Source organism: Haloarcula sebkhae, from assembly GCF_014647415.1.
GTDB lineage: Archaea > Halobacteriota > Halobacteria > Halobacteriales > Haloarculaceae > Haloarcula > Haloarcula sebkhae.
The window spans coordinates 288,716-309,567 of the sequence record NZ_BMPD01000005.1 but is presented as its reverse complement, the minus strand read 5'-3'; the positions used below and the strand labels follow the sequence as shown (position 1 = coordinate 309,567).

At 64.2% G+C, this 20,852-nt stretch carries 24 protein-coding genes; 15 read left to right on the top strand and 9 right to left on the bottom strand.

Annotation, left to right across the window (positions count from 1 at the left end):
- The first annotated feature begins 17 nt into the window (after positions 1-17).
- Complete coding sequence (locus tag IEY38_RS15880; protein WP_188979377.1) at positions 18-428, top strand: CoA-binding protein; 411 nt, start codon at positions 18-20, stop codon at positions 426-428.
- Between the two features lie 73 nt (positions 429-501).
- On the opposite strand, the gene IEY38_RS15875 is transcribed toward IEY38_RS15880, so the two are convergent.
- On the bottom strand, positions 502-885 hold the full coding sequence (locus IEY38_RS15875) for a thiol-disulfide oxidoreductase DCC family protein (protein ID WP_188979375.1): 384 nt from the start codon (positions 883-885) through the stop codon (positions 502-504).
- 209 nt (positions 886-1,094) lie between these two features.
- Here IEY38_RS15875 and IEY38_RS15870 point away from each other — a divergent pair, with 209 nt between their 5' ends.
- Together IEY38_RS15870 and IEY38_RS15865 are read left to right on the top strand one after the other, a co-directional pair.
- Positions 1,095-1,337, top strand: coding sequence for a BolA/IbaG family iron-sulfur metabolism protein (locus IEY38_RS15870; RefSeq protein ID WP_005538476.1), 243 nt, complete (start codon positions 1,095-1,097; stop codon positions 1,335-1,337).
- Positions 1,338-1,409: 72 nt separating this feature from the next.
- The gene (locus IEY38_RS15865) at positions 1,410-1,760 is read left to right on the top strand and encodes a glutaredoxin family protein (RefSeq protein WP_188979373.1); all 351 of its coding nucleotides are present in this window, start codon (positions 1,410-1,412) and stop codon (positions 1,758-1,760) included.
- Between the two features lie 16 nt (positions 1,761-1,776).
- Here IEY38_RS15865 and IEY38_RS15860 read toward each other — a convergent pair whose 3' ends face one another.
- Complete coding sequence (locus IEY38_RS15860) at positions 1,777-1,959, bottom strand: DUF5786 family protein (RefSeq protein WP_004591885.1); 183 nt, start codon at positions 1,957-1,959, stop codon at positions 1,777-1,779.
- Positions 1,960-2,133: 174 nt separating this feature from the next.
- Here IEY38_RS15860 and IEY38_RS15855 point away from each other — a divergent pair, with 174 nt between their 5' ends.
- Positions 2,134-4,056, top strand: a complete 1,923-nt coding sequence (locus IEY38_RS15855; RefSeq protein ID WP_188979371.1) for a beta-CASP ribonuclease aCPSF1 — start codon at positions 2,134-2,136, stop codon at positions 4,054-4,056.
- 14 nt (positions 4,057-4,070) lie between these two features.
- Here IEY38_RS15855 and IEY38_RS15850 read toward each other — a convergent pair whose 3' ends face one another.
- Genes IEY38_RS15850 through moaA form a run of 3 tightly spaced genes read right to left on the bottom strand, consistent with a single transcriptional unit; the run spans position 4,071 to position 7,358 of the window.
- Positions 4,071-5,084, bottom strand: a complete 1,014-nt coding sequence (locus IEY38_RS15850) for a DHH family phosphoesterase (RefSeq protein WP_170095880.1) — start codon at positions 5,082-5,084, stop codon at positions 4,071-4,073.
- Positions 5,085-5,138: 54 nt separating this feature from the next.
- On the bottom strand, positions 5,139-6,224 hold the full coding sequence (locus IEY38_RS15845; RefSeq protein ID WP_170095879.1) for a putative sulfate/molybdate transporter: 1,086 nt from the start codon (positions 6,222-6,224) through the stop codon (positions 5,139-5,141).
- A 51-nt stretch (positions 6,225-6,275) separates the two neighbouring features.
- A complete protein-coding gene (moaA, locus tag IEY38_RS15840; protein ID WP_188979369.1) occupies positions 6,276-7,358 on the bottom strand; it encodes a GTP 3',8-cyclase MoaA in 1,083 nt (360 codons plus the stop codon).
- 106 nt (positions 7,359-7,464) lie between these two features.
- Between moaA and yqeC the strand changes: the two genes are divergently transcribed.
- A complete protein-coding gene (yqeC, locus tag IEY38_RS15835) occupies positions 7,465-8,184 on the top strand; it encodes a selenium cofactor biosynthesis protein YqeC (protein WP_188979368.1) in 720 nt (239 codons plus the stop codon).
- A gap of 27 nt (positions 8,185-8,211) precedes the next feature.
- Here the strand turns inward: yqeC and IEY38_RS15830 are convergent, their stop codons facing one another.
- Complete coding sequence (locus IEY38_RS15830; RefSeq protein ID WP_188979366.1) at positions 8,212-8,817, bottom strand: molybdenum cofactor guanylyltransferase; 606 nt, start codon at positions 8,815-8,817, stop codon at positions 8,212-8,214.
- Between the two features lie 86 nt (positions 8,818-8,903).
- On the opposite strand from IEY38_RS15830, the gene IEY38_RS15825 reads away from it, so the two are divergent.
- From IEY38_RS15825 to IEY38_RS21685, 6 genes are read left to right on the top strand one after another with little or no spacing between them, the layout of a single operon-like run.
- Positions 8,904-10,676 carry an aldehyde ferredoxin oxidoreductase family protein gene (locus tag IEY38_RS15825; protein WP_188979364.1) on the top strand — a complete coding sequence of 591 codons (1,773 nt, stop codon included), beginning with the start codon at positions 8,904-8,906 and terminating at the stop codon, positions 10,674-10,676.
- On the top strand, positions 10,673-11,452 hold the full coding sequence (locus tag IEY38_RS15820) for a DUF7124 domain-containing protein (protein WP_188979362.1): 780 nt from the start codon (positions 10,673-10,675) through the stop codon (positions 11,450-11,452). Before IEY38_RS15825 ends, IEY38_RS15820 begins: the two co-directional genes overlap by 4 nt.
- 48 nt (positions 11,453-11,500) lie before the next feature.
- Entirely contained in the window at positions 11,501-11,767 is a 267-nt protein-coding gene (locus IEY38_RS15815) for a hypothetical protein (protein WP_188979360.1), read from the top strand.
- Positions 11,764-11,907: a hypothetical protein gene (locus tag IEY38_RS15810; protein ID WP_170095872.1), complete on the top strand. Its 144-nt coding sequence runs from the start codon at positions 11,764-11,766 to the stop codon at positions 11,905-11,907. Before IEY38_RS15815 ends, IEY38_RS15810 begins: the two co-directional genes overlap by 4 nt.
- Positions 11,904-12,248 carry a hypothetical protein gene (locus IEY38_RS15805; RefSeq protein ID WP_188979359.1) on the top strand — a complete coding sequence of 115 codons (345 nt, stop codon included), beginning with the start codon at positions 11,904-11,906 and terminating at the stop codon, positions 12,246-12,248. The genes IEY38_RS15810 and IEY38_RS15805 overlap by 4 nt, the downstream gene beginning before the upstream one ends.
- A gap of 44 nt (positions 12,249-12,292) precedes the next feature.
- Positions 12,293-12,424 carry a hypothetical protein gene (locus IEY38_RS21685; protein WP_268238776.1) on the top strand — a complete coding sequence of 44 codons (132 nt, stop codon included), beginning with the start codon at positions 12,293-12,295 and terminating at the stop codon, positions 12,422-12,424.
- 54 nt (positions 12,425-12,478) lie between these two features.
- On the opposite strand, the gene IEY38_RS15800 is transcribed toward IEY38_RS21685, so the two are convergent.
- Positions 12,479-13,696, bottom strand: coding sequence for a DUF7405 family protein (locus IEY38_RS15800; RefSeq protein WP_188979357.1), 1,218 nt, complete (start codon positions 13,694-13,696; stop codon positions 12,479-12,481).
- 96 nt (positions 13,697-13,792) lie between these two features.
- Between IEY38_RS15800 and IEY38_RS15795 the strand changes: the two genes are divergently transcribed.
- From IEY38_RS15795 to IEY38_RS15785, 3 genes are read left to right on the top strand one after another with little or no spacing between them, the layout of a single operon-like run.
- A complete protein-coding gene (locus IEY38_RS15795; RefSeq protein WP_188853351.1) occupies positions 13,793-13,942 on the top strand; it encodes a hypothetical protein in 150 nt (49 codons plus the stop codon).
- On the top strand, positions 13,942-14,217 hold the full coding sequence (locus IEY38_RS15790; RefSeq protein ID WP_005538459.1) for a hypothetical protein: 276 nt from the start codon (positions 13,942-13,944) through the stop codon (positions 14,215-14,217). Before IEY38_RS15795 ends, IEY38_RS15790 begins: the two co-directional genes overlap by 1 nt.
- Positions 14,210-14,443, top strand: coding sequence for a hypothetical protein (locus IEY38_RS15785; RefSeq protein WP_188979355.1), 234 nt, complete (start codon positions 14,210-14,212; stop codon positions 14,441-14,443). The genes IEY38_RS15790 and IEY38_RS15785 overlap by 8 nt, the downstream gene beginning before the upstream one ends.
- 7 nt (positions 14,444-14,450) lie before the next feature.
- Here the strand turns inward: IEY38_RS15785 and IEY38_RS15780 are convergent, their stop codons facing one another.
- Together IEY38_RS15780 and IEY38_RS15775 are read right to left on the bottom strand one after the other, a co-directional pair.
- Complete coding sequence (locus IEY38_RS15780) at positions 14,451-15,077, bottom strand: TorD/DmsD family molecular chaperone (RefSeq protein ID WP_188979353.1); 627 nt, start codon at positions 15,075-15,077, stop codon at positions 14,451-14,453.
- The gene (locus IEY38_RS15775) at positions 15,074-17,209 is read right to left on the bottom strand and encodes a 4Fe-4S dicluster domain-containing protein (RefSeq protein ID WP_188979351.1); all 2,136 of its coding nucleotides are present in this window, start codon (positions 17,207-17,209) and stop codon (positions 15,074-15,076) included. The genes IEY38_RS15780 and IEY38_RS15775 overlap by 4 nt, the downstream gene beginning before the upstream one ends.
- Before the next feature lie 233 nt (positions 17,210-17,442).
- Between IEY38_RS15775 and IEY38_RS15770 the strand changes: the two genes are divergently transcribed.
- The gene (locus IEY38_RS15770; RefSeq protein WP_188979349.1) at positions 17,443-20,844 is read left to right on the top strand and encodes a formate dehydrogenase subunit alpha; all 3,402 of its coding nucleotides are present in this window, start codon (positions 17,443-17,445) and stop codon (positions 20,842-20,844) included.
- The last annotated feature ends 8 nt before the right edge of the window (positions 20,845-20,852 follow it).

Genomic DNA, 20,852 nt, shown 5'->3' with positions numbered 1-20,852 from the left:
CCGACGAACTGTCGTATATGCCTGTTACTTCGGACGACGAACTCCAAGGGATCCTCGAACTGGACCGCGTCGCCGTTGTCGGGTGTTCGACCAGCCCCGGTAAGGACGCACACGAGATTCCGAAGTACCTCACCCAACAGGGGTACGACGTGATTCCGGTCAACCCCTTCGCTGACGAGATCTTCGGGCAGAAGGCCTACGACTCATTGGCGGAGGTCCCCGGTGACATAGACATCATCGACGTATTCAGGCCAAGCGACGAGGTCAGCGACATCGTCGACGCGGCACTGGACCGCAACGACGACGCCGTCATCTGGCTCCAGCTCGGCATCCACGACGACGAAGCCGTCGAACGTGCCGAAGCGGCCGGCCGCCGCGTCGTTCAGGACCGCTGTATGAAACCGACCCACCAGCAACTGATGGGGTGAGTCGACGGACGGCTGTCGCGGACTACCGCTGCTCGATGTGAGAACGGCGTCCACCGGCCCGCTATCTGTGTCGTTAGTCCGGATTATTTCTGCGCGCTGGCGGCGTCTTCGACATGACCTTTCCCCACTTCGAACGGTTGTCGGCGACCCGCCGATAGGCCTGCTCGCGGAACCGCTCGTAGTCTTCGAACTGGCGGAGGAACGAAACCAGCGGCCGTGCTGGCTTGCCGAGTTCCGTGTGTGTAAGTGCGGTTTCGATTGATTCCCCGCAGGAATAGACGGTATCCTCGGTCACCAGATGCGAACAGGATTCGTAGTCGTCCGGCAGGCGTGCAAGCAGGTCGGCATCGAGCTCGGAGAACCCGACAATTTCGAGGTCGGACCGCTCGCCGATGAAGTCCGCCCACCACGTACAGAACCCGCAGTCGTCGTCGTAGACGAGCGTTGCGTCGCTCATAGTCGAGTTAGGTGCCCGGGGCACAAACACCTGTGGTTCAGCCGGCAGGGAGAGGCGGCCGGTCTCCGCAAGGACAAACGGGACGGGCTATCAAACTGGTCGTGACGATTGGCTTCCGCCCCGGGACTGGTCGCTTTCCGTCGGTAGCTATCGCTCAGTCGGTAGCCGCGACGCCAACTGTTTTGCCTGCCGCTCTCTTCAGAGCGCGTATGGACGAGGATGCGGTCGCCGAACTCATAGAGGAAACGCTTCCGAAGGCGCGGGCGACGGTCACCACACCGCGGGACCCCGACGACGACAAACACTACGCTGTACGCGTGGTCTCGCCGGCATTCGAGGGCGAGTCGCTGGTCGACCAGCACCAGCTTGTTCACGACGCGCTGGGGGACCATCTCACTCGCGACATTCACGCTATCGAGCTGACGACGCTGACGCCCGAGGAAGCCGAGTAGCCGTGCGCCCCGGCGGTGCGGTTCCGCTCGACCCGTCGGTACGTCTTTATTGCCGACGCCGTAAGTGATGGTATGGCATTCGAGCCCGAAGAACTCTCGCCGGAAGAGGTCACGGACCAAGTAGACAGCGTCATCGAGGACAACGAGGTCGTGCTGTTCATGAAAGGCAACGAGCTGATGCCACAGTGTGGCTACTCGAAGAAGGCCCTCGGACTGCTGCAACAGCACCGCGACGACATCGAGACAGTGGATGTTCTGAAGGCAACCGACGCCTATCGGGAGGCGCTAGAGCGCCACAGCGGGCGCGAGACGATTCCACAGACGTTCGTTGACGGGGAGTTCATCGGTGGCAGCGACATCCTCGAACAGCTCGACGAGCGCGGCGAACTCGCCGGAAAAGTCGGTCAAGAATCGCCGTTCTGACTGGTATTCGAGGCCCTTACGCCTCGTCGTCTTCGTCTTTCATGTCGCCGAGCTTGTCGACGAGGTCGCTCGTGGTTGCCTCCGTCTCGAAAGAGACCGATCCGTCGTGGTCGTTCTCGTGGACCGCAACGCCCTCGCTGTCGTCTGCATCTACGTCGTTGTCCTTCTGTTCGGATTCATCGTAGCTACCAAAGCCCATACACCTACAACTCGGAGTCTTACACTAAAACTCGCCGGTTCCTGCCGAGACACGACCATACGATGACATACCGAGACAAGCAAAGGTTCTTTACCGTGCTTGCACTCCCGCTAGATAACGGCAGTCGAGAGCCGTGGTTTTACCGACGGCTATCGGGCCTCCATCTCCAAACTTATGAGTTCCGCAGACGAGACACTTGATCGAATCAAAGCACAGGTCGAAGAAGAGACACCGGACGACATCGAAATCGAATCCGTCGCGTTCGAGGGACCGGAACTGGTTATTTATACGCCGGACGCGCAGACGGTCGCCAACCGCGACGGAATCGTCAGAAACCTCGCACAGACGCTGCGTAAACGCATCAACGTCCGCCCTACGCAGGAAGCCCTCGTCCCGCCAAACGAAGCCCGGGCACGAATCACGCAGACGATTCCCGAGGACGCCGGTGTCCAGAACCTGGATTTCGACCGCCAGACCGGTGAAGTGTTCATCGAGGCCGAAAAGCCCGGCCGCGTCATCGGTCGCCACGGCGCGACGCTGGACGAGATCTCCGCCTCCGTCGGCTGGACCCCCGAGGTCGTCCGGACGCCGCCGATGGAGTCTTCGACCGTCTCGAACGTCCGTAACTACCTCAAGCAGGAACGGGAAGAACGACGGGATATCCTCCAGCGTGTCGGCCGCCAGATCAACCGACCGACCACGAGCGACGAAGACTGGGTGCGGCTCACCACGCTCGGGTGCTGTCGTGAGGTCGGACGCGCCGCCTTCATCCTCTCGACGCCGGAGTCCCGTATCCTCATCGACTGTGGCGACAAGCCCGGTGCCGAGGGCGAGGTCCCATATCTTCAGGCACCCGAAGCCCTCGCAGCTGGGCCGAACTCTCTCGATGCCGTCGTCCTGACACACGCGCACCTGGACCACTCCGCGCTCATCCCCATCCTATTCAAGTACGGCTACGACGGGCCGATTTACACGACTGCGCCGACGCGGGATCTGATGGGGCTGCTCCAGCTGGACTACCTCGACGTGGCCTCCAAGGAGGGCCGCACCCCGCCCTACGAGAGCCAGCAGGTCCGTGACGCGCTGAAACACACGATTCCACTGGAGTTCGGCAACGTCACCGACATCGCGCCCGACATCAAGCTCACGATGCACAACGCCGGCCACATCCTCGGGTCGGCGGTGTGTCACTTCCATATCGGCGAAGGGCGGTACAACGTCGCCTTCTCCGGGGACATCCACTACAAGGACACACGCTTGCTCGACGGCGCTGTCAACGACTTCCCCCGGGTCGAGACGCTCGTGCTGGAGTCGACCTACGGTGGCAAGAACGACTATCAGACCGATCAATCAGACTCCGAGCGGGTTCTCAAGGACGTTATCAACGAGACGTACGAGAACGACGGAAAGGTGCTGATCCCGGCTTTCGCCGTAGGTCGGTCCCAGGAACTCATGCTCGTCCTCGAAGAGGCGATGCGAAAGGGCGAGATCCCGACGATGCCGGTGTACCTCGACGGGATGATTCGAGAGGCGACAGCCATCCACACCGCGTATCCGGAGTACCTCCGAGACGACCTCCGTCAGCGCATCCTCTACGAGGACGAGAACCCGTTCCTCGCCGAGCAGTTCGAACAGGTCGACGGCGGCGACGAGATGCGACAGGACATCGCCGACGACGAGCCGGCCATCGTCCTGACCACTTCCGGGATGGTCACCGGCGGTCCCGTGATGTCCTGGCTCCGGCTGCTGGGCAGCGAGCCGGACAACACCATGGCGTTCGTCGGCTACCAGGCCGAAGGGACGCTCGGTCGCCAGATCCAGCGCGGGCAGGACGAAATCACCATGGGCGATACGAGCGGGCCACGCGCCGAGCGGGTGAGCCTCCGGCTCAATGTAGAGACGGTCGACGGCTTCTCCGGCCACGCCGACCGGCAGGGACTTGAGTCGTTCGTCGAGACGATGCACCCGCGGCCGGAGAAGATCCTCTGTGTCCACGGTGACGCGTCAACGACGAACCAGCTGTCCTCGGCGCTGTACCAGAAGTTCAACATGCGGACGCACAACCCGAAGAACCTCGAAACGTTCCGGCTGTCCTGAACGGCAGACGCCGTTTAGCTCTCTTCCGAGAGGTTCAATCCAGCAAACAGCCGTGCCGAGATCACTTGCTCGACGATATCGACGAGGACAGCGTCGTCGCTCGTGTAGTCGGCGAAGATACCGAGCGGCACCTCGCCGCCAGCCATCTCGCGGTGGCCCCCTGCGCTCCCGACATCGCCCAGGGACTCGCTCAGAACATCACCGATATTGACTCGGGAGTCCGTCGAGCGGGCGCTGAGCTGGATGGTGTCCTCGACGATACCGAAGACGATGGCCGTCTCGACGCCCTCAAGCGTCGCCAGGTAGTCGGCCGCTTGCGGGAGCGCGTCCCGCTCCCCCGTCCTGCCGACGTGCGATATCAACACTGAGCCCCTGACCGTCCGGTTCTCGATTGCGTCCGCGATGGCGTCAACGGTCGCGCCGCTGACAGACGGCGAGGAGAGCTGTCGCAACAGATCCGAATCGGCCGTTCCGGTCAGAAAACCGGCCGCGCCGTACTCGTCCGGCGTCACGCCGCGGAGGAACCCGAGCGTCTCCCGGCGAATGGCAAACAGTAACGCAGTTGCCAGCCGGTCGTCGAGTTCGATTTCGAGGTCCCGCAGGTATTCGGTCAGTATCGTCGCCGTCGCCCCGATCTCCACGCGGTGGTCGACGAACCGGGCGCTGATATCCTCAGCAGGATGGTGGTCGATGACGATGTCGACCGAGACATCTTCGGGGACCCGGTTGTTCGACCCCGGAATCGAGTGGTCGACGAAGGCGAGCAGTTCCGAGGATTCGCGGTCGGTCACGTCGGCCGGGTCGAACTCCCGGAGGTCCATTTCCAGCAGATTGACGAACGACCGGTTCTGCTGGTGTGATATCTCGCCGCTGTAGAGGATTCGCCGCTCGTCAATGCCGACGGCGGCCGCGATGCGACCGAGCGCGAGCGCGCTGGCCAGACAGTCGGGGTCGGGGTTGTTGTGACAGACGATGGTGAGAGATTCGGCCTCTCCGAGTAGGTTTTCGAGTTCCGTTGCGGGGCGCATCTATCGGTCGACACTTCGGCCTCCTAATACAAGCGTGTGGGGGCAATCACACCATCACAATCGAGCACGAAGCTGCTGGACGACGATCCCGAGGACGAACGCGAGACCGAGGTTGACGAGCACGCCGAGGCCGCCGATTGCAGCGACGACCGCCACGTCGTCCGCTTTGGAGACGCCGGTCCAGCCCAACTGGAGGGCGATCAACACCAGAATGACTCCGAGTAGGGCTGTCGGGTAGGCCGCGATGACGCCGACGGCGAGGAACGCGGTCAGCACGTAGCCCGCGCCGAGTATCAGATTCGCGCCGGACGTTCTGGCCCCGAAAGCGTACTTTCCGGCGACGCCGCCGCTCCCGTGACACATCGGGAACGCACCGAAAGGGACCGCGGCGAGGTTCATCAGCCCCATACTGTTCGAGAGCTGGTCCGCCGACACGTCCCGGTCGAAGTAGTCCGCGAGCAGGACCGACGTGGCGAGGGCGGCGTTGCCGACCGTGACCGCGATCTGGGCGAGGACGGCCTCCGCCGTCTGTGCCGACAGCGTCATGCTTGGGAGCATGAACATGGCGTCAACCGCTGGAACGGCCGGCGTCGGGATTCCGGTTTCCGCGAGGGCGAGAGCGGCTCCGAGGACGAAGACGGCGAAGGCGCTCTGGCCGCTGTAGCCCAGGAGTACAAGGACGGCTACCACGCCGACGGCGACGGCCACGAGTCTCGGATCACTAACCCCGAGGTTGACACCCGTCTCTAGGAGGACCAGCGCGACGCCGAGTTGTACCCCACGAACGACGGTGTCATCGACGTACTGATTGACTGTTCCGAGCGACCGCGTGGTTCCGAGCGCGAGCAGTATGCCGGCCAGCAAAAGCCCCGCGACGACGAGTTCGCCGGTGGAGATGGTCCCGGCAATGACCAGCGCAGCGAAAGCCTTCATCGGCTCGACCGATATCGGAACACCGTAGTACAGCCCCCAGACGACCTGAAAAACGCCGAACCAGACGAGCATGACCGGGAGCGACAGCTCCGTCAGCACGGCGACAGCCACGACGACCGGAAGCACCGTCGCCGAGTCCCCGATTGCGCCGGTCAGTTCATTCCACGACAGCGAAACCGTCGTCTGCTCGCGGAACGGGAAACTCATGACGGTCTAGATCGACGGCGAAACAGTGAGCGTGCCCGTCCGCGGTGGCCGCTACTCCGAGTACTCGTAGGGCGCACGGTCCCCGTCGGTGTCGATGTACTCCTCGTTTATCTCCCACTCGCCGTCCTCGGTTTCGACCATGTACTCGCCGTAGTAGGGGACGCGGGTGTCGACCGTCTCGCGGAACGCGGTGCGCATCGACTCCTTGGTCGTGCCGATGTCACGCAGGTCGTCGTTGCGGTTCAGACAGCCCTTGAGATAGCCGTCGTGGGTGAGCCGCACGCGATGGCAGTTCGCACAGAAGTTCTCGTTGCCGACGGGGTCGACGATCTCGACCATCCCGCTGTTGCGGTTGTTGACCGGCTCCGTCCGTATCCCACCGTCGGACGCGGCCAGCGAAGTGGCAGTGCCACTGCTTTCGGCCGCCGCATCGCTGCTGTGTATCCAGTAGCGCTTGCGGTCGTGCATCTCGCGGTGTTCGACCGTGTCGGCGCGGTCCTCGAGCCAGTCGTGGACGCGGTCGATGTCGATGGCCCACTCCGGGTGTCCGGCCAGTTCCGGCATGTATTCGATGAGCTGGAGCTGGAGACCGGGGTTCTCGGCGACGTGGTCGACCATTTTCGGGACGTAGCCCGCAGTCGGCTCGAAGACGACCATGTTGAGCTTCACGGGTTCGAGGCCGGCGTCCAGCGCCGCTTCGACGCCTTCGAGGACGCGGTCGTAGGCCCCGCTCTGGGTCAGTTCGGCGAAGGCTTCGCTGTCGAGGGCGTCCTGCGAGACGTTGACCCGCTCGAGGCCCGCGTCGACGAGGTCCGGGGCGCGGCCGGGGAGGAAGGTGCCGTTGGTCGTCATCGACACCTCCATCTCGTCCGGCGCGCGCCGGACGATCTCCTCCAAGTCCTCCCGGAGCATCGGCTCCCCGCCAGTGAACTTCACCGAGTCGACCCCGAACTCGGCGGCGACTTCGAGGAAGGCCACGATGGTGTCGGCAGTGAGTTCGTCGTCCTGTGCCTCCATCGGGCCCCGTGTGTCGCCCAGTCCCTCGTTGTGGCAGTAGACGCAGTCGAAGTTACACCGGTCGGTGAGGGAGACGCGGACACCGGAGACCTCGCGACCGAAGTCGTCTTCGAGCATATCCTTGCTAACTGTTCACAGCACAGCCTCTTAAATGGCGTGACTGTTCCGGTTCTGTCGTCGGACACGGGGTAACGATTAACCAAATCACCGCCCTGCACTGCGTATGGACATCGTCGACGCGCTGGACGCGCGACACGGGATCACCTGCTTCGTCGGCGCTGGGGGAAAGAAGACAACGATGGCAGCACTCGCAGCGCGACTGGAGCGCGCAGTCGTCACCGCGACAGTCCGGATTCCGATTTTCGACGGCTGGGTCGCAGACGTTGTCGTGACGGAGACTCCACAGACAGCCATCGATACGGCGTCTACGTGGCCGCTGGGTGTTGTGCCAGTACAGGAGCGGCCGGACCGCTACCGCGGCTACGACCCTGAAACCGTTGCCGACTTAGCTGACATCGAGCACCCGATTCTGGTGAAAGCCGACGGCGCGCGGATGCGGGAGTTCAAAGCGCCGAGCGACCGTGAGCCACAGCTCCCATCGACGGCTTCGACGGTCGTCCCCATCGCGAGCGCACACGTCGTCGGCGAACCGCTGACGGACGACATCGTTCACCGAGTCGACGAGGTGGCCGCGATTACAGGGCTCGACCCCGGCGACGAGATTCGACCGAGAGATGTTGCCACGGTCCTCGCGAGCGACCAGGGTGGACTGAAAGACGTGCCAGCCGACGCGACCGCGGTTCCGCTGCTCAACATGGTCGACGACGAGGGACTCGAAGCGAGCGCGCGGACCGTTGCCGAGGCGATTCATGATCGAGTCGACGTCCCGCGCGTCGTCCTCGCTGAGATGCGGAGCGACGACCCGCTGGTGGCAGTCGTCTGAGAGCGAGGCGACACCGGCCCCGCTCGTTCAGAAGCGTTCGGCCGCGGCGTCGAACTCCTCGCGGGTGTTGAGGTTCTTGAACGTATCCAGTGAGGTGTGTTCGAGTACGTCCTCGCGCTCGACGACGACATAATCGAGGTCGAACAGCGGTTCGACGACCTTGTGCTCACCGCGCTCCAGCGCTCGCCGACAGGCGTCATGCATCGCGTCCGCGTGATACACCGCCTGTGTCGTCTGGAACCACTCGTCCGGGCGCGGCACTGCGGCCTCGTGGGACGCTGCCTGGTCGAACAGGTAGTCGACGAACGTCGGATCGACAAACGGCATATCGCAGGCCACCACGGCGGCGTACTCGCTTTCGACGGCCCCCAGCCCGGTCGCGATGCCCGCCATCGGCCCCTGGTCGGGGTCCTCATCGAGCGCGAACGTCGGGTCGAGCGCGTGGTCCGACAGCGCCGCGTCGATGGCCTCGACCTGGTCCTCCCGGCAGTTCGCGACGAGTTCGTCGACGGCTTCGCCGAGGCGGTCGGCGACGCGCCGAATCATCGGCGTCCCAGCGAGGTCGGCGACGGCCTTGTCGCTGTCGCCGAACCGCGTCGACCGGCCGCCTGCGACAATGACTCCAGCGCGCATATCCTGGCTTCTCGGGGCTGGCGGAAAGGTGCTTCGTGCATGATTGGTGGGGACAATCCTTTAGTCGACAGACGGAGGAGTGAGGTATGATGACAGTAGCCAACCGGGACCGGATGCTCCACGTCGATCTGTCGTCGGCGTCGGTCGAGAGCCGTCCGGTTCCGGCGGCCTGGCGTCGCCAGTTCGTGGGCGGGAAGGGACTCGGCGCTCGATACCTGTACGACGAACTCGACGCCGGCACCGATCCGTTAGGCTCTGAAAACGTCCTGTTGTTCATGCTTGGGCCGGTTTCCGGACTGTTGCCGGGCGAGACAAGATATGCCGCGGTCACGAAGTCGCCGCTGACCGGCGGCTTTCTCGACTCTTATGCGGGCGGGACGTTCCCGGACACGCTGGCTGGCGCGTTGCAGGACCACGTTGGAGTTCTGGTCACCGGACGTGCACCAGAACCGGTCACACTCGTCGTCGCGGACGACGGCGCGACAGTCGAACCCGCCGAGACGTGGGGCAAGGATACGGCTGAGACCGATGAGGCGTTCCCAGAGGCCGCGGTGGCGTGTATCGGTCCGGCGGGTGAGCAGGGCGTCGCGTTCGCGACTATCGCTTCCGACGGCGGCGAACACCACGCCGGCCGGGGCGGTGCCGGAGCTGTGATGGGCGCAAAACAGCTGAAGGCCGTCGTCGTCCGTGGCGAGCCGCCGACGGACCTCGCGGAGCTACGAGAGCAGTACGCACAGCGGTACCGCGAGGGCGACACCGGGCAGTGGCTCCACGCCAGCGGGACCGTCGAGACGGTCGATTTCGCCAACGAAGTCGGCGCGCTCTCGACGCGTGGCTGGGAGGACGGCCAGTTCGAGGGGGCCGACGGCGTCGGTATTGAGGCTGTACAGAGACTCGCCGCGGGCCGAGAGTACGACGACGAGGACAACCCCGGCGGGTTCCGCGTCCAGACAGAGGACGGCGAGACTATCCCTCGCGGGGCGACGGCGATGAGTCTCGGAGCTGGGCTCGGTATCGACGACTTCGACGCCGTGGCGGCGCTGGGCGAGACGTGCAACCGACTGGGCCTAGACCTCATCAGCGCCGGGAGCGCCGTCGCGTGGGCCATCAAGGCCAGCGACGCCGGCCTGCTCGACAAATCCTTCGAGTACGGGAGTCCCGAGGATGCGCGGGCACTCCTCGAAGAAATCGTCGCACGGGAGACGCCGCTCGGCGACGCCCTGGCTGACGGCGTCGACGCGGCCTCGGCCCGTCTTGGCGGGGACGACCTCCTGCCGACGATCAAGGCCATGGAACTGCCCGCCTACGACCCCCGCGGCGCGCGGAGCATGGCACTTGCGTACGCGACCAGCGACCGCGGGGCCTGTCACCGGCGGGCGCTCCCCATCGAGCGGGAAGCCTTCGACGGTGACTGGAGTCCCGAGCGGGCGGCCGCGGCCGTCATCCGCGAACAGGACCAGCGCTCGGCGCTGTGGTGTCTCGTCGTCGACGACTTCGTCGGCGACGTGTTCGACGACCTCGGCGCGGAGTGGCTCGACGCTATCGGCCTCGATACGGACGGCGACCTCGCGACGGTCGGCGAGCGCGTCTGGACGCTCACGCGCCTGTTCAACGTTCGCGAGGGGATCTCGCGGGCCGACGACGAACTCCCGGCGAAGCTGCAGGAACCGCTCGACTCGGGCCCGAACGCGGGCGCGGCAATCGACGCCGAGTCCTTCGATGCGATGCTCGACGCCTACTACAGCCAGCGGGGCTGGGACGTCGACGGCCGTCCCACCCCCGAGACAATCGAGCGACTCGGCCTCACGGATGCCGTCGACCGAGCGACACGACCAGCGGACACGACACTCGGAGAATGACAGACGAAATCGATCTCGACGAACTCGACGTACAGGACGACGAAGAGACGCCAAACAGGGGGGACTGGTTCTGGAGCGGCGAGGGCGACCCCGAGGACGAACCAGACCACGGGACTGTATCGGTACGCCCCGACAGCGACGCCGAGGCTGAGAGCCACGGCGCGGCCACGAGTACGGGGACTGATGCAGACACTGGTATGGAGGGGAACGGAGCAGACACCGCCAGCGCGGACCCCGGAGGCCAGGCGGTCCCCCACGTCCCCCGGGAGAACAAGAACAAGCCGGTCGGCATCCCGACGGACAGCGGCGGCGCAGGCGGCGCAGCCGCGACTGACACTGACCCGGCCTCGAACGTCGCCGAAGATCCCGCCGCTGGCGAGGAGTCTGTCGAGGCGAGCGGCCCGCACGGCGGCGGCATCGACGACATGACGATGGCCGTGACCTACGACGCGGCCCGACAGTTCGCCGACCCGCAACTGGTGTTTCGCGAGGCGCGAGGGTGGGCTGACTGGGTCGGCATCGTCGGCGACGTGGAGGCGTTCGTCATCAACAAGTTCCAGCGCGACCACGGCATCGACGCTGACTTCTTCAGCGGCGCGGGGCAGGAACCGGCCGAGCGGCTTGCCGACATCGACGAGCACTCGATGTTCTACGCCGAGCGGATGGTCCTCGTCGGCCGCCCGGACGACGAGCCGATTGCAGAGCGGACTGGCTGGGAGTTCGTCCCGCTCGCCGACGCCGCCGAGAAAGCGGACTGGGACCTCGTCGACGGGTGACGCCGTATATTTATAATGCTTGCTGGTCTTTGTCATACACGAACGACAATGATACTCCGAACCGCGATCCAACAGTCGAAGATACTCACATTCGTGGTACTGGGGGCCTTCGTCTGGCTGTTACTGACACTGTTCGAAGTCGCGTCGACCGTTGACCTCATGACCGGAACAACCTCATTCGTCGGCCAGAACGCGCTGGGCGGGATCGCCGGTGTGCTTGTGTTGACCATCGTACTCGGGGCGCTCGTGGTTCTTTACTCCGAGATTACCGAGTCAGACCCGGCCCCACAGTCGTGGCCCCCATCCGAAGAATGACGTACTACAGCTGTGAGGAATGCGGGCAGATGATAGATCTCTCGGCGTTCGAGGGGAAGCCGCGCCGGCAGGACTGTCCGGTGTGTGAGGAGACGACACTGTGGACGCCCGAGTTCGAGGGCGAGGGGGTGTCGTTTTGACGCTTACCTTCGAGGTGAGCGACCGCCTGTATGAGGCCGCCCAGGAGTGGGCCGACCGGCGATTAGAGGACATCGACGAGGCGATGGAGACCAAAGTCGAGCAGGCGTTACTGGAGATCGAACACCTCGTCTCCCAGTCCCACGACGTGGCGTTCGAGGTCGACGGTCGTGAGATACGGTACGAACCGACCGAGGAACTGGCCGCCTTGCTCCGTCGACAGGCTGAAGAGAGCGGGGTCGACGAGAGTACCGTCCTGAAGATGCATGTCGACCTCTACGCCAACGCGTTCCTCGATGACGTGACGGACGAGCAGAAACCGCCGGGGACGCCGTCTGAGTGACGGCACCAAAACTTAAGCCCGGCCACTGTGACTGTTGATATACAATGGCACACGAATCAACCGAGTGGAAGCCCCAAGGTGCGACAGAGACGTTCAACGGTTTCGAGGTCTGGGACCACGGTGTCTGGCCGGGTGACGTGAACCAGAACGACACGACGGACGACGACGAGGAGTGAGCTGCTGTCGGTTGCGCGCCGCCTTTTCCATCTGAGCCGACGCGTGAGCGAGAGCTACGGGGCCGGGAAGGCCCGTTTGTCACGCGGTGGGACGTAGAAGTTCGAGCGTGACGCGACTTCGATGAATTCCAGCAGCCCGTTGTTCTGCCGATCCCGGAGTTCCTCGTGTTCTTCCCGGAGCCACCAGCCGTTCATCGCGTCCCGTACTTCCTCGAAGTCACGCGGGCGTGCCTGGAGCGAGAGGAAGTGAATCCCGGCCTGACCGCCGTCGATCGTGTTGAAGTCCCGCCGGAGGATAATCGGCTTACCATCCTGGCGGGCGCGGGCGACCTTCTCGAAGTGGCCGACCGCTCCCTCGCTGCTCGCGTGCTCGCGAACCATGTCGGCGAAGGGGAGGTCACCTCTGTCGATGTCCTCCGGAGAGAACTCCGCCGAGAACAGCCGCTGGACGCGGTCGGACTGGGCGAGTTCCCACCAGTTGTCGAAGGCCTCGTTGATTCGCGAGAGGTGTATCGTCGTCCCGCCGGCGTAGGGGCCGTCGTCGATGGTGACGCGGTCTTCGCTGGCCTGCGTGCCGGCCCGGCCGGCAAAAAAGCCGGAGAACATGTAGGAGTCTTCGGGGATATCGGCGGGGACGCCTTCTGCGTCGGCGTGAGCCGCCGGGAGTCCCCCACCGATGAATCCGCCGCGACGGTCGACGATGGAGAACACGTCGCCGAGTCGGCCCTGGATCTCCGCGTCCGCGAGCGTCGGCCGCGTGTCGAACATCGCTGACTCGGCGCTTGTGAGGTTCGACGGAACGTCGCTCGCAAGGACGAGCATCGCGTCGAAAGACTGCAGGTCGGGGTCGTCCGTCCGGGAGAGGACTCGCGGGCTACGTATCGGCGAGGAGCCCAGCGACCCGTAGGTCTCGAAGTAACTCGTCCCCCAGGCGAGCATGTGCAGGAGTCCCCCGCTGTCGAACTCGTAGGCGTCTTCCAGTGTCCGCATCGCCAGTTCGACGGTCTCTGCGGCCGCGTCCGACGGTTCCGTATCAAGATCCAGCATGAACAGCCGGAAGTGACGGGGTATCAGGTTGTTGCCGGCGGCGTCGCTCCGAAGGCGCTCGTTCCAAGCATGTTGCCGTATCGGGAGTTCGTCGGCCCGTGGGTTGGGTTCGAGGTCACCCGTCGGCGACTCCGCTTGCCTGGCCAGCAGGGACGAACAGCCGCTGAGACCAGCCGCTCCGGTGAGTGCGGAGAGTCGAAGCAGCAGCCCGCGGCGCGAAGTCATGGTATGATATCACAGGGATAGAGCTACGTGGAGAAAAACCTTGTCTCAAGATAACAGGTCGCAATGGTTTTTGTTTGGCAGTCCGTATCACATTTCATGTTAACTACCCTCATGCATGCCGAATCGGGACTGGACCTCCCGTTTCCACCCGACACCGGCGCAGCGGTCCTCGGTGTCGGGCTGGTCATTCTCGCCGTCATCACGTACGATATCTATCAGCAGCACTGGACCGGAGAGGGTACCTGATGGCCACCGAGCAATCGAACTCCCGGCTGACCGCCGTCTCACTCCTCGGATATCTTCGGATTCTGGTCTACACCCTCGCTACGCTGCTGGCGCTGTCACTGCTTGTCGTCGGCACCATCGGCCTCATCGCCGAACTCAAAGGGAGCTGGCACTGGCAGATTCACCTCGAATCGACCATCAGCTTCATCGGTCTATTCGTCAGTCGTCTGCTGGTCGTCCTCGTCCCGCTCTACGTGGTCCTCGTTGTCGGCCGGCGGGTGGTCCCCGATGCGTAAGCGACTGCGTGCGAATCCCTTCGGCGTCGTCGCGGTCGCCTCGGTCACACTCCTCTGCGTGCTGGTCGCGGGCGCGGGAGCCGTCGCGGTCATCGCACGGTCGGTCTACTCCTGGCGTTCGCTCTTTTTCATGGAACAGGCCATGGCGTTCCTACTGCCTGCGGTGAAGGTTCTGATGGTCGTCGGACTCGTCGCCAGCGTGGGGCTCGTGCTCCGAATCCGGTAGCGCCCTGCTACCCGATCTGTGCGACGATCTCGTCCTCGAAGCGGACGAGCCCCTCGCAAATGAGCGCCGCTGCGAGGAACAGCCCCTCGTCGGCTTCTTCGCGCATCTCGTCAGTGAAGTCGACGACCCACTCGCTGAGATGTTGCTCGATGAACACCCGTTCGTAGCCCACGGTCTCCTCGTCGCCCTCTCGCTGGCGTTCGATGAGATATCGCAGGAACGCCATCTCGACGGCGATGAAGTCGTCTTCCTCGGGGTAGTCCTCGGGCGGTGACCACCCCGCCGCGGCGTAGCTGGCATCGACCTCGGCGAGTCCCTCGCCGATGAACTCCGTGTCCTCGCGGTAGTTCGTCTCGTGGGGCAACACCGGCGGTCGCGGGCCGACAAGCAGGTCCGTGTACTCCCGTTCGAGGTCGTCCTGCACCGCCGAAACCGACCGGTCGGCGTTCCCGTCGATCCACGCCTCGAGCATCTCGAAGCCCTCGTCGAGCTGGTCGTTGATGGAGTCCTCCGGCAGCTGCACCTCGCCGCTCAACAGCCGCTCGACGAACGCTTCCTCGGGCACGTCCCAGAACACGTCGATGACGAAATCGACCAGTTCGAGGCGGGCCTCGTAGACGGCAGCGTCGTTCATCGTTTCTCCCCCTGATCGAACAGCAGACGGCTCCGACAATCGCTGCAGTACTCGAAGACGGAGTGGTCGGCATCGGGAGCCAGACCCTCGACCTGATCGCCGACCTCCTCCTCGATCTTGTCGGCGGAGGCGACGCTGGTGAAGGGCTTGCCACAGCGGACACATTCCAGCATATCGCCCTCGTGGACGGTCACCCAGGCCTCGCCGCCCCTGTTTTCGGGGAGCAGGGAGAGGTCCAGCCCGTCGTGCATCGTAATCGCCGTCTCCGGACAGCCCTCCTCACAGAGGCCGCAGTTGACGCAGTCCGCGTGGTTGAACGCCAGTTCGCCCTCACCCGTCCGCTGGATGGCGTCGGTCGGACAGAGGTTCGTACAGGTCGGCGTCAGGGTACACGCGTCGTTGACATCCATAACGCCGAAGTCCTTCAGCCCGCGAATCACATCGCGTTCGGGCTCGACATGTTCGAGAATAGCTCGAACGCTCTCCAGCGTCCAGCCGTGGCTGTCGAAGTCGGGGTTGGGACGGGGTTCCTCGCGATCGGTGTCGCTGCGGCCTGTTGCCTCGTAGTCGCCGGCGGGTATCGGCGTCTCGTCGAGCCCAAATTCGACGAACCCGGACAGCGACTCGACAAACGCCTCGGGGTTGCCGGCCTCGGGCGCGAAGAAGCCGACCCGGTCACCCAGCCCGAGGTCTGTCGTCGCCTGATTGAGCCGGTCGACGAGGTCCTGCTTGGGGTCCGGGCCGGAGTGGAGACAGGAGCCGCCACAGCCGACAATGGCGACGCCGTCCGCACTGGCCGCGAGCGCGTGCATGACGTGGGCCTCGCCGACCGTGTCCGTGCAGTTGACCTGAACCGGGAGGATGGGCGGGTAGTCGAGGTCGCCCGACTGCACGGCCTTGTGTCCGTGCGCGCGGAGCCGTTCGGCGGCGTACTCTGAGCAGACGAACGCGACGACCTGCGTGTCGATACCTGCGTTGTCGCCACGGGAAAACAAGCCCTCATCCGTGTCGTCTTCCAGCAGCGCCTCGACTTCGCGAGCGAGCCGTCGGTTCGATGGCTCGCGGAGCTGTGTTGCGCCTGTCGGACAGGCGCTCGTGCAGGCCCCGCAGTTCTCGCAGGCCACCTCGTCGAACTCGACGGAATCGATGGTCGGCCGGTCGACTGCGCCGTGGGGGCAGGCGTCGACGCAGGCCGTACACCCCTCCTGGCTGGATGCGCCGGCCGCACAGACGTCCATCTCAAGGTCGAGGAACTGCGGTTTCTCGATGCCGCCCAGTTGTGATTCGACTGCGGCAATGGTTCCGGCATCGACTGGCCCGGTGTAGAAGCCAAGCCGGCCGCCGCGGGCGTCGTCACGGCCCTCGGGGTAGATGACCTGGTCGACTTCGACAGTACGGGTAACGCCGTCCAGATCGATGGCGTCGGTCGGGCAGGTGTCTGTCCACTCGCCGTCGGGGGCGTCGGGATGGATGTCGACGGGGAACTCGGTCACCATTCCGTCCGGCCCCTCGCGCACGCAGTCCATGCAGTCGATGCAGTCGTCGGTGACGCGGGCTTCCAGCGTGAGTTCGTACTCGCTGTAGGAGCCGTCGATATCCACGACGCGCCCGCGCTCCATCGTCACGTCGCCGAGCCCTTCCACGTCGGCGAACTCCCGCCCATCCGCGATGAACGTCACGTCGGCGTCATCGGTCAGTGACCGCGCCGCGCCGGGGTCGCCCACGACAGCAACGCAGTTGCCGGCGTCTTTCGACACCGTCCGCGATGGCGCTTCCTCGCGAAGCCCCGCCCGGGTCGCGTTGATAAGGCGGGCCGTTTTGTCGGTTGCCGCCGCCTCGTCGTGGACCCAGGCGTTGGTCTCCCGGTGGTCGACGAACACCGATGCCTCGGGATGAAGGCCGTGTTCGTCGGCAAGCTCGCGGATGCGGTCCTGACACGACGGTTCCGGCGTCGTCGCGATGACCTGATCGAGATCGTACTCCTCGATTACCTGTGACATCCCGGCCAGGCCGTCCTGACAGAGCAGTTCGGAACTGGCTACGACGTCGACATCGTCGACACCGTCCCGTACCGCTTCGAGGTCGATGTCACACGATCCCCCACAGGAACACACGAAGGCGCCTGTATTCATTAATCATGCAAAACCCTGTCCCAGTAATAGACCTTGCGGAGTGTTCACACATCTATTCATGAATTCAACCCCAAACATTTGGACGGCCGGAAAATTACAGGAATTATGATAGCTAACTATGTCACATTTTATCATGGATGACACCGAATTTGTGGCACGTCTAGAGAGACAATGACAAACCAGATTTCGTGGCAAATACGGACAGCATCGGTAATGGGTGGGCACCATTTACCATGAGTACACAACAGGAACCAGTCTCACTGGATCTCGACCGGCGCTCGTTCATGAAGGCGAGCGCCCTCGCGGGCGGGGTCGCTCTCGGCGTCAGCGGCGCTGGTCGGGCACTCCAGGAGGACGGCGAGGAAACGGACGGGACAGACACGGACACCGAACTGACCAAGACGATCTGCAACTACTGTTCAGTGGGTTGTGGCTTCCGTGGTGAGAAGGAGGGCAACTCCTTCGTCGGCATGGAGCCGTGGCACGAACACCCAATAAACTCGGGGTCGCTGTGCTCGAAAGGGGCCGGCATCTACGAGACCGAACACTCCGAGAAGCGCCTCAAGCACCCGATGATTCAGGAGGACGGGGAGTGGCGCAAGCTCGGCTGGAACGAGGCCTATGACCGCCTGGCGACGGACATCCGGGCGCTGTGGCCTGACGACGACACCGCCCCAGCGGAGGCCGTCGACGTCGACGCGGAGCACAGCCGCGAGAGCGTGATGTTGCTCGGCAGCGCCCACCACTCCAACGAGGAGGCCTATGCCATCCGGAAGCTGGCGGCGTTCATGGGCACGAACAACATCGACCACCAGGCGCGTATCTGTCATTCCACGACGGTCACGGGGCTGGCAAACACCTGGGGCTACGGCGCGATGACCAACACTGTTCAGGATTACCGGAACTTCGACCTGAACATCATCATCGGCCAGAACCCGGCCGAGGCACACCCCATCGCGATGCAGCACATCCTCGAGGGGCAGAAACGCGGCGGGACCATCCTCAATCTGGACCCCCGGTTCACGAAGACATCGGCCCACGCCGACGAGTTCATGCGGTTCCGCCCTGGCACCGATGTGGCCCTGATGATGGGGATCATCAAAGAGCTCCGCGACAAGCACGGGCTCGCGATGGACCCCGACGCGGACGAAACTGGGCAGAACATGCTCACCGACCGCGTGCAGGGCTGGGAAGACGTCGACGCGGAACTCGACCAGTACGACAAGGAGACCGTCGAGGAAATCACCTGGGTGTCCGCTGAGGACATCGAGCGGATCGCCGACATGATCGACGAGGCCCGGCCCCACATCCAGATCGAGTGGGCAATGGGCGGGACCCAGCACAACAACGGGACCCAGAACATTCGCTCGTACGCCGTTGCGAGCCTCGCCTCCGGGAGCGCAGCCCGGAGCGGCGGTGGCCTGCAGGTCATGCGCGGCCACGCGAACGTCCAGGGGGCGACCGATCTCGCGGTCGCCAGCCACATCCTGCCGGGGTATTACGGTCTGTCACCGGGTGGCTGGTCATGGTGGGCTGAAATCTGGGACCGGACCCCAGAGACCAGCGGCGACACGTCGTTTGCGGACATGTACAACCGGTTCGAGCTGATGTCGCCGGAGAAGTACGTCCGTCAGAGTCCGAATTACGAGGGCAGCGAGGACACGGATTCGCTGCCGCCGAACACCGACCACGGGCCCAACAACCCGGCGGAGAACTCGATGATGTTCCAGAACGGGCTGACCGTGGCCCGCTGGTTCGAATCGGCGCTCGATCAGCAAGACCGGTATCAGGAAACGCCGATCTACCAGCCCGACCAAACGAAAATCGCGGTCTTCTGGGGGCACTCGGCGAACTCCATCAGCGAGATGGAGCAGATGAAAGAGGGGATGGAGAACCTCGATCTGCTGGTCGTCATCGACGTGTTCCCCTCGGTCGCGAGCGTGCTGCCGGATTACGAGGACGGCCCGCCGGTGCTGCTGTTGCCGGCGTCCAGCCAGTACGAGCACTACCGCTCGCTGACCAACACGAACCGGTCGGTCCAGTGGTCCGAACCGGTCCGCTCGCCGGCGCACAACTCCAAGCCGGACCTCCAGATCATGCAGGAGCTGGCCGGTTATCTGGGCTTTGGCGAGCACTTCGACTGGGGCGCGGGCTCGGAGCTGTACAACGGCAAGTCCTCGTACGAAGGTGTCGTCCGCGAGTTCAACCTCGGGACGAACACCATCGGCTACCGGCAGACGCCCGAACGGCTCCAGAAACATCTGGAGTACGACTACGCGTTCTCCAACGAGGACCTCAAAGGGGCCGAAGGAACGCCTGTGGCGGGCGAATACTGGATGCTCCCCTGGCCGTGCTGGGGCGAAGACCATCCGGGGACTCCGATCATCTGGAACGACGACTTAGACCCCAACAACGGTGGACAGGACTTCCGGACCCGCTGGGGCGTCTCGGCACCCACACCCGAAGACTGGGAGGCGATGCCGACAGACGACGACTACCCGATGCAGGAGACCCTCGATGCTGTCGGCGACCGCTACGAGAGCCAGGAAGAAGCGCTCGACCTGACTCGTGCGCCGTACAACCCCGAATGGGCCGACGACGACGACACGGCTGCGGACGGTATGATCCACGGCATCCCTGAGTATCCGGGTTGGAAGGTGACGCCGCCACAGAGCCTCGTCGACCCGAATCAGGAGGTCCAGCCGGACGAACTCACCATCCCGCAACAGTACGCACTCGACAATCAGGAGTCGGTGTACACCGCCGCACAGGCGCTCAACGACCCTGACACCGGAAGCCCGGTGTTCGACGAGTACCTCGAAACGATGATCGGGGAAGGCGTCGACCCCGAGTTCTACGAGGAGTACGACTTTAACCAGCCCGATGCGCCCACGGGGCGTGGCCGGGCACGCGCCGTGGTCTGGAGCTTCCTCGACAAGGTGCCGGTTCACCGCGAGCCAATCGAGGGGCCGGACACGGAACTGCTGAACGAGTGGCCGGCCAACGGTCAGCAGCGGAACTTCTACCGGCTCGACCAGAACAACCTCGTCGAGCAGGAACGGGCCACGGACATCATCCACAATCAGGACGACGGCCCGGACCTAGACACGATAATGACCAGCGGGCGGCAGGTCGAACACCAGGGCGGCGGTGCGGAGACGCGGAACAACATCCACACCGCTGACCTCCAGCCGCACATGTACGCGGAGATAACGCCGAACAAGGCTGAGGAACTCGGTGTCGACGGCGGCGACCTCGTCGTCATCTCCTCGACGGACCGTGGATCTGTGCTGGTGAAAGCCCGCGTGACGGACCGGCCCAACGATCAGGAGGTCTTCCTGCCGTACCACTGGGGCGGCGTGTTCAAGGGCGAGAGTCTAGAGGACAAGTATCCCGATGGCCACGTCCCCTACGCAATCGGGGACTCAGCGAACGCCATCACGTCTCGCGGCTACGACGTGGAGACCCAGATGCAGGAGACCAAAGTATCGATGGTCGCGGTCAATCCGGCGACGCCGGAGGTACTTGATCGGTACAACATCGACGTGGACCTCGACTTCGACTTCCCGCAGGACGTGAACGACGTCGGGACACAGAAGGACTTCGACGTCCGTGACAACTCGACGGTGCAATGAGGTGAGCT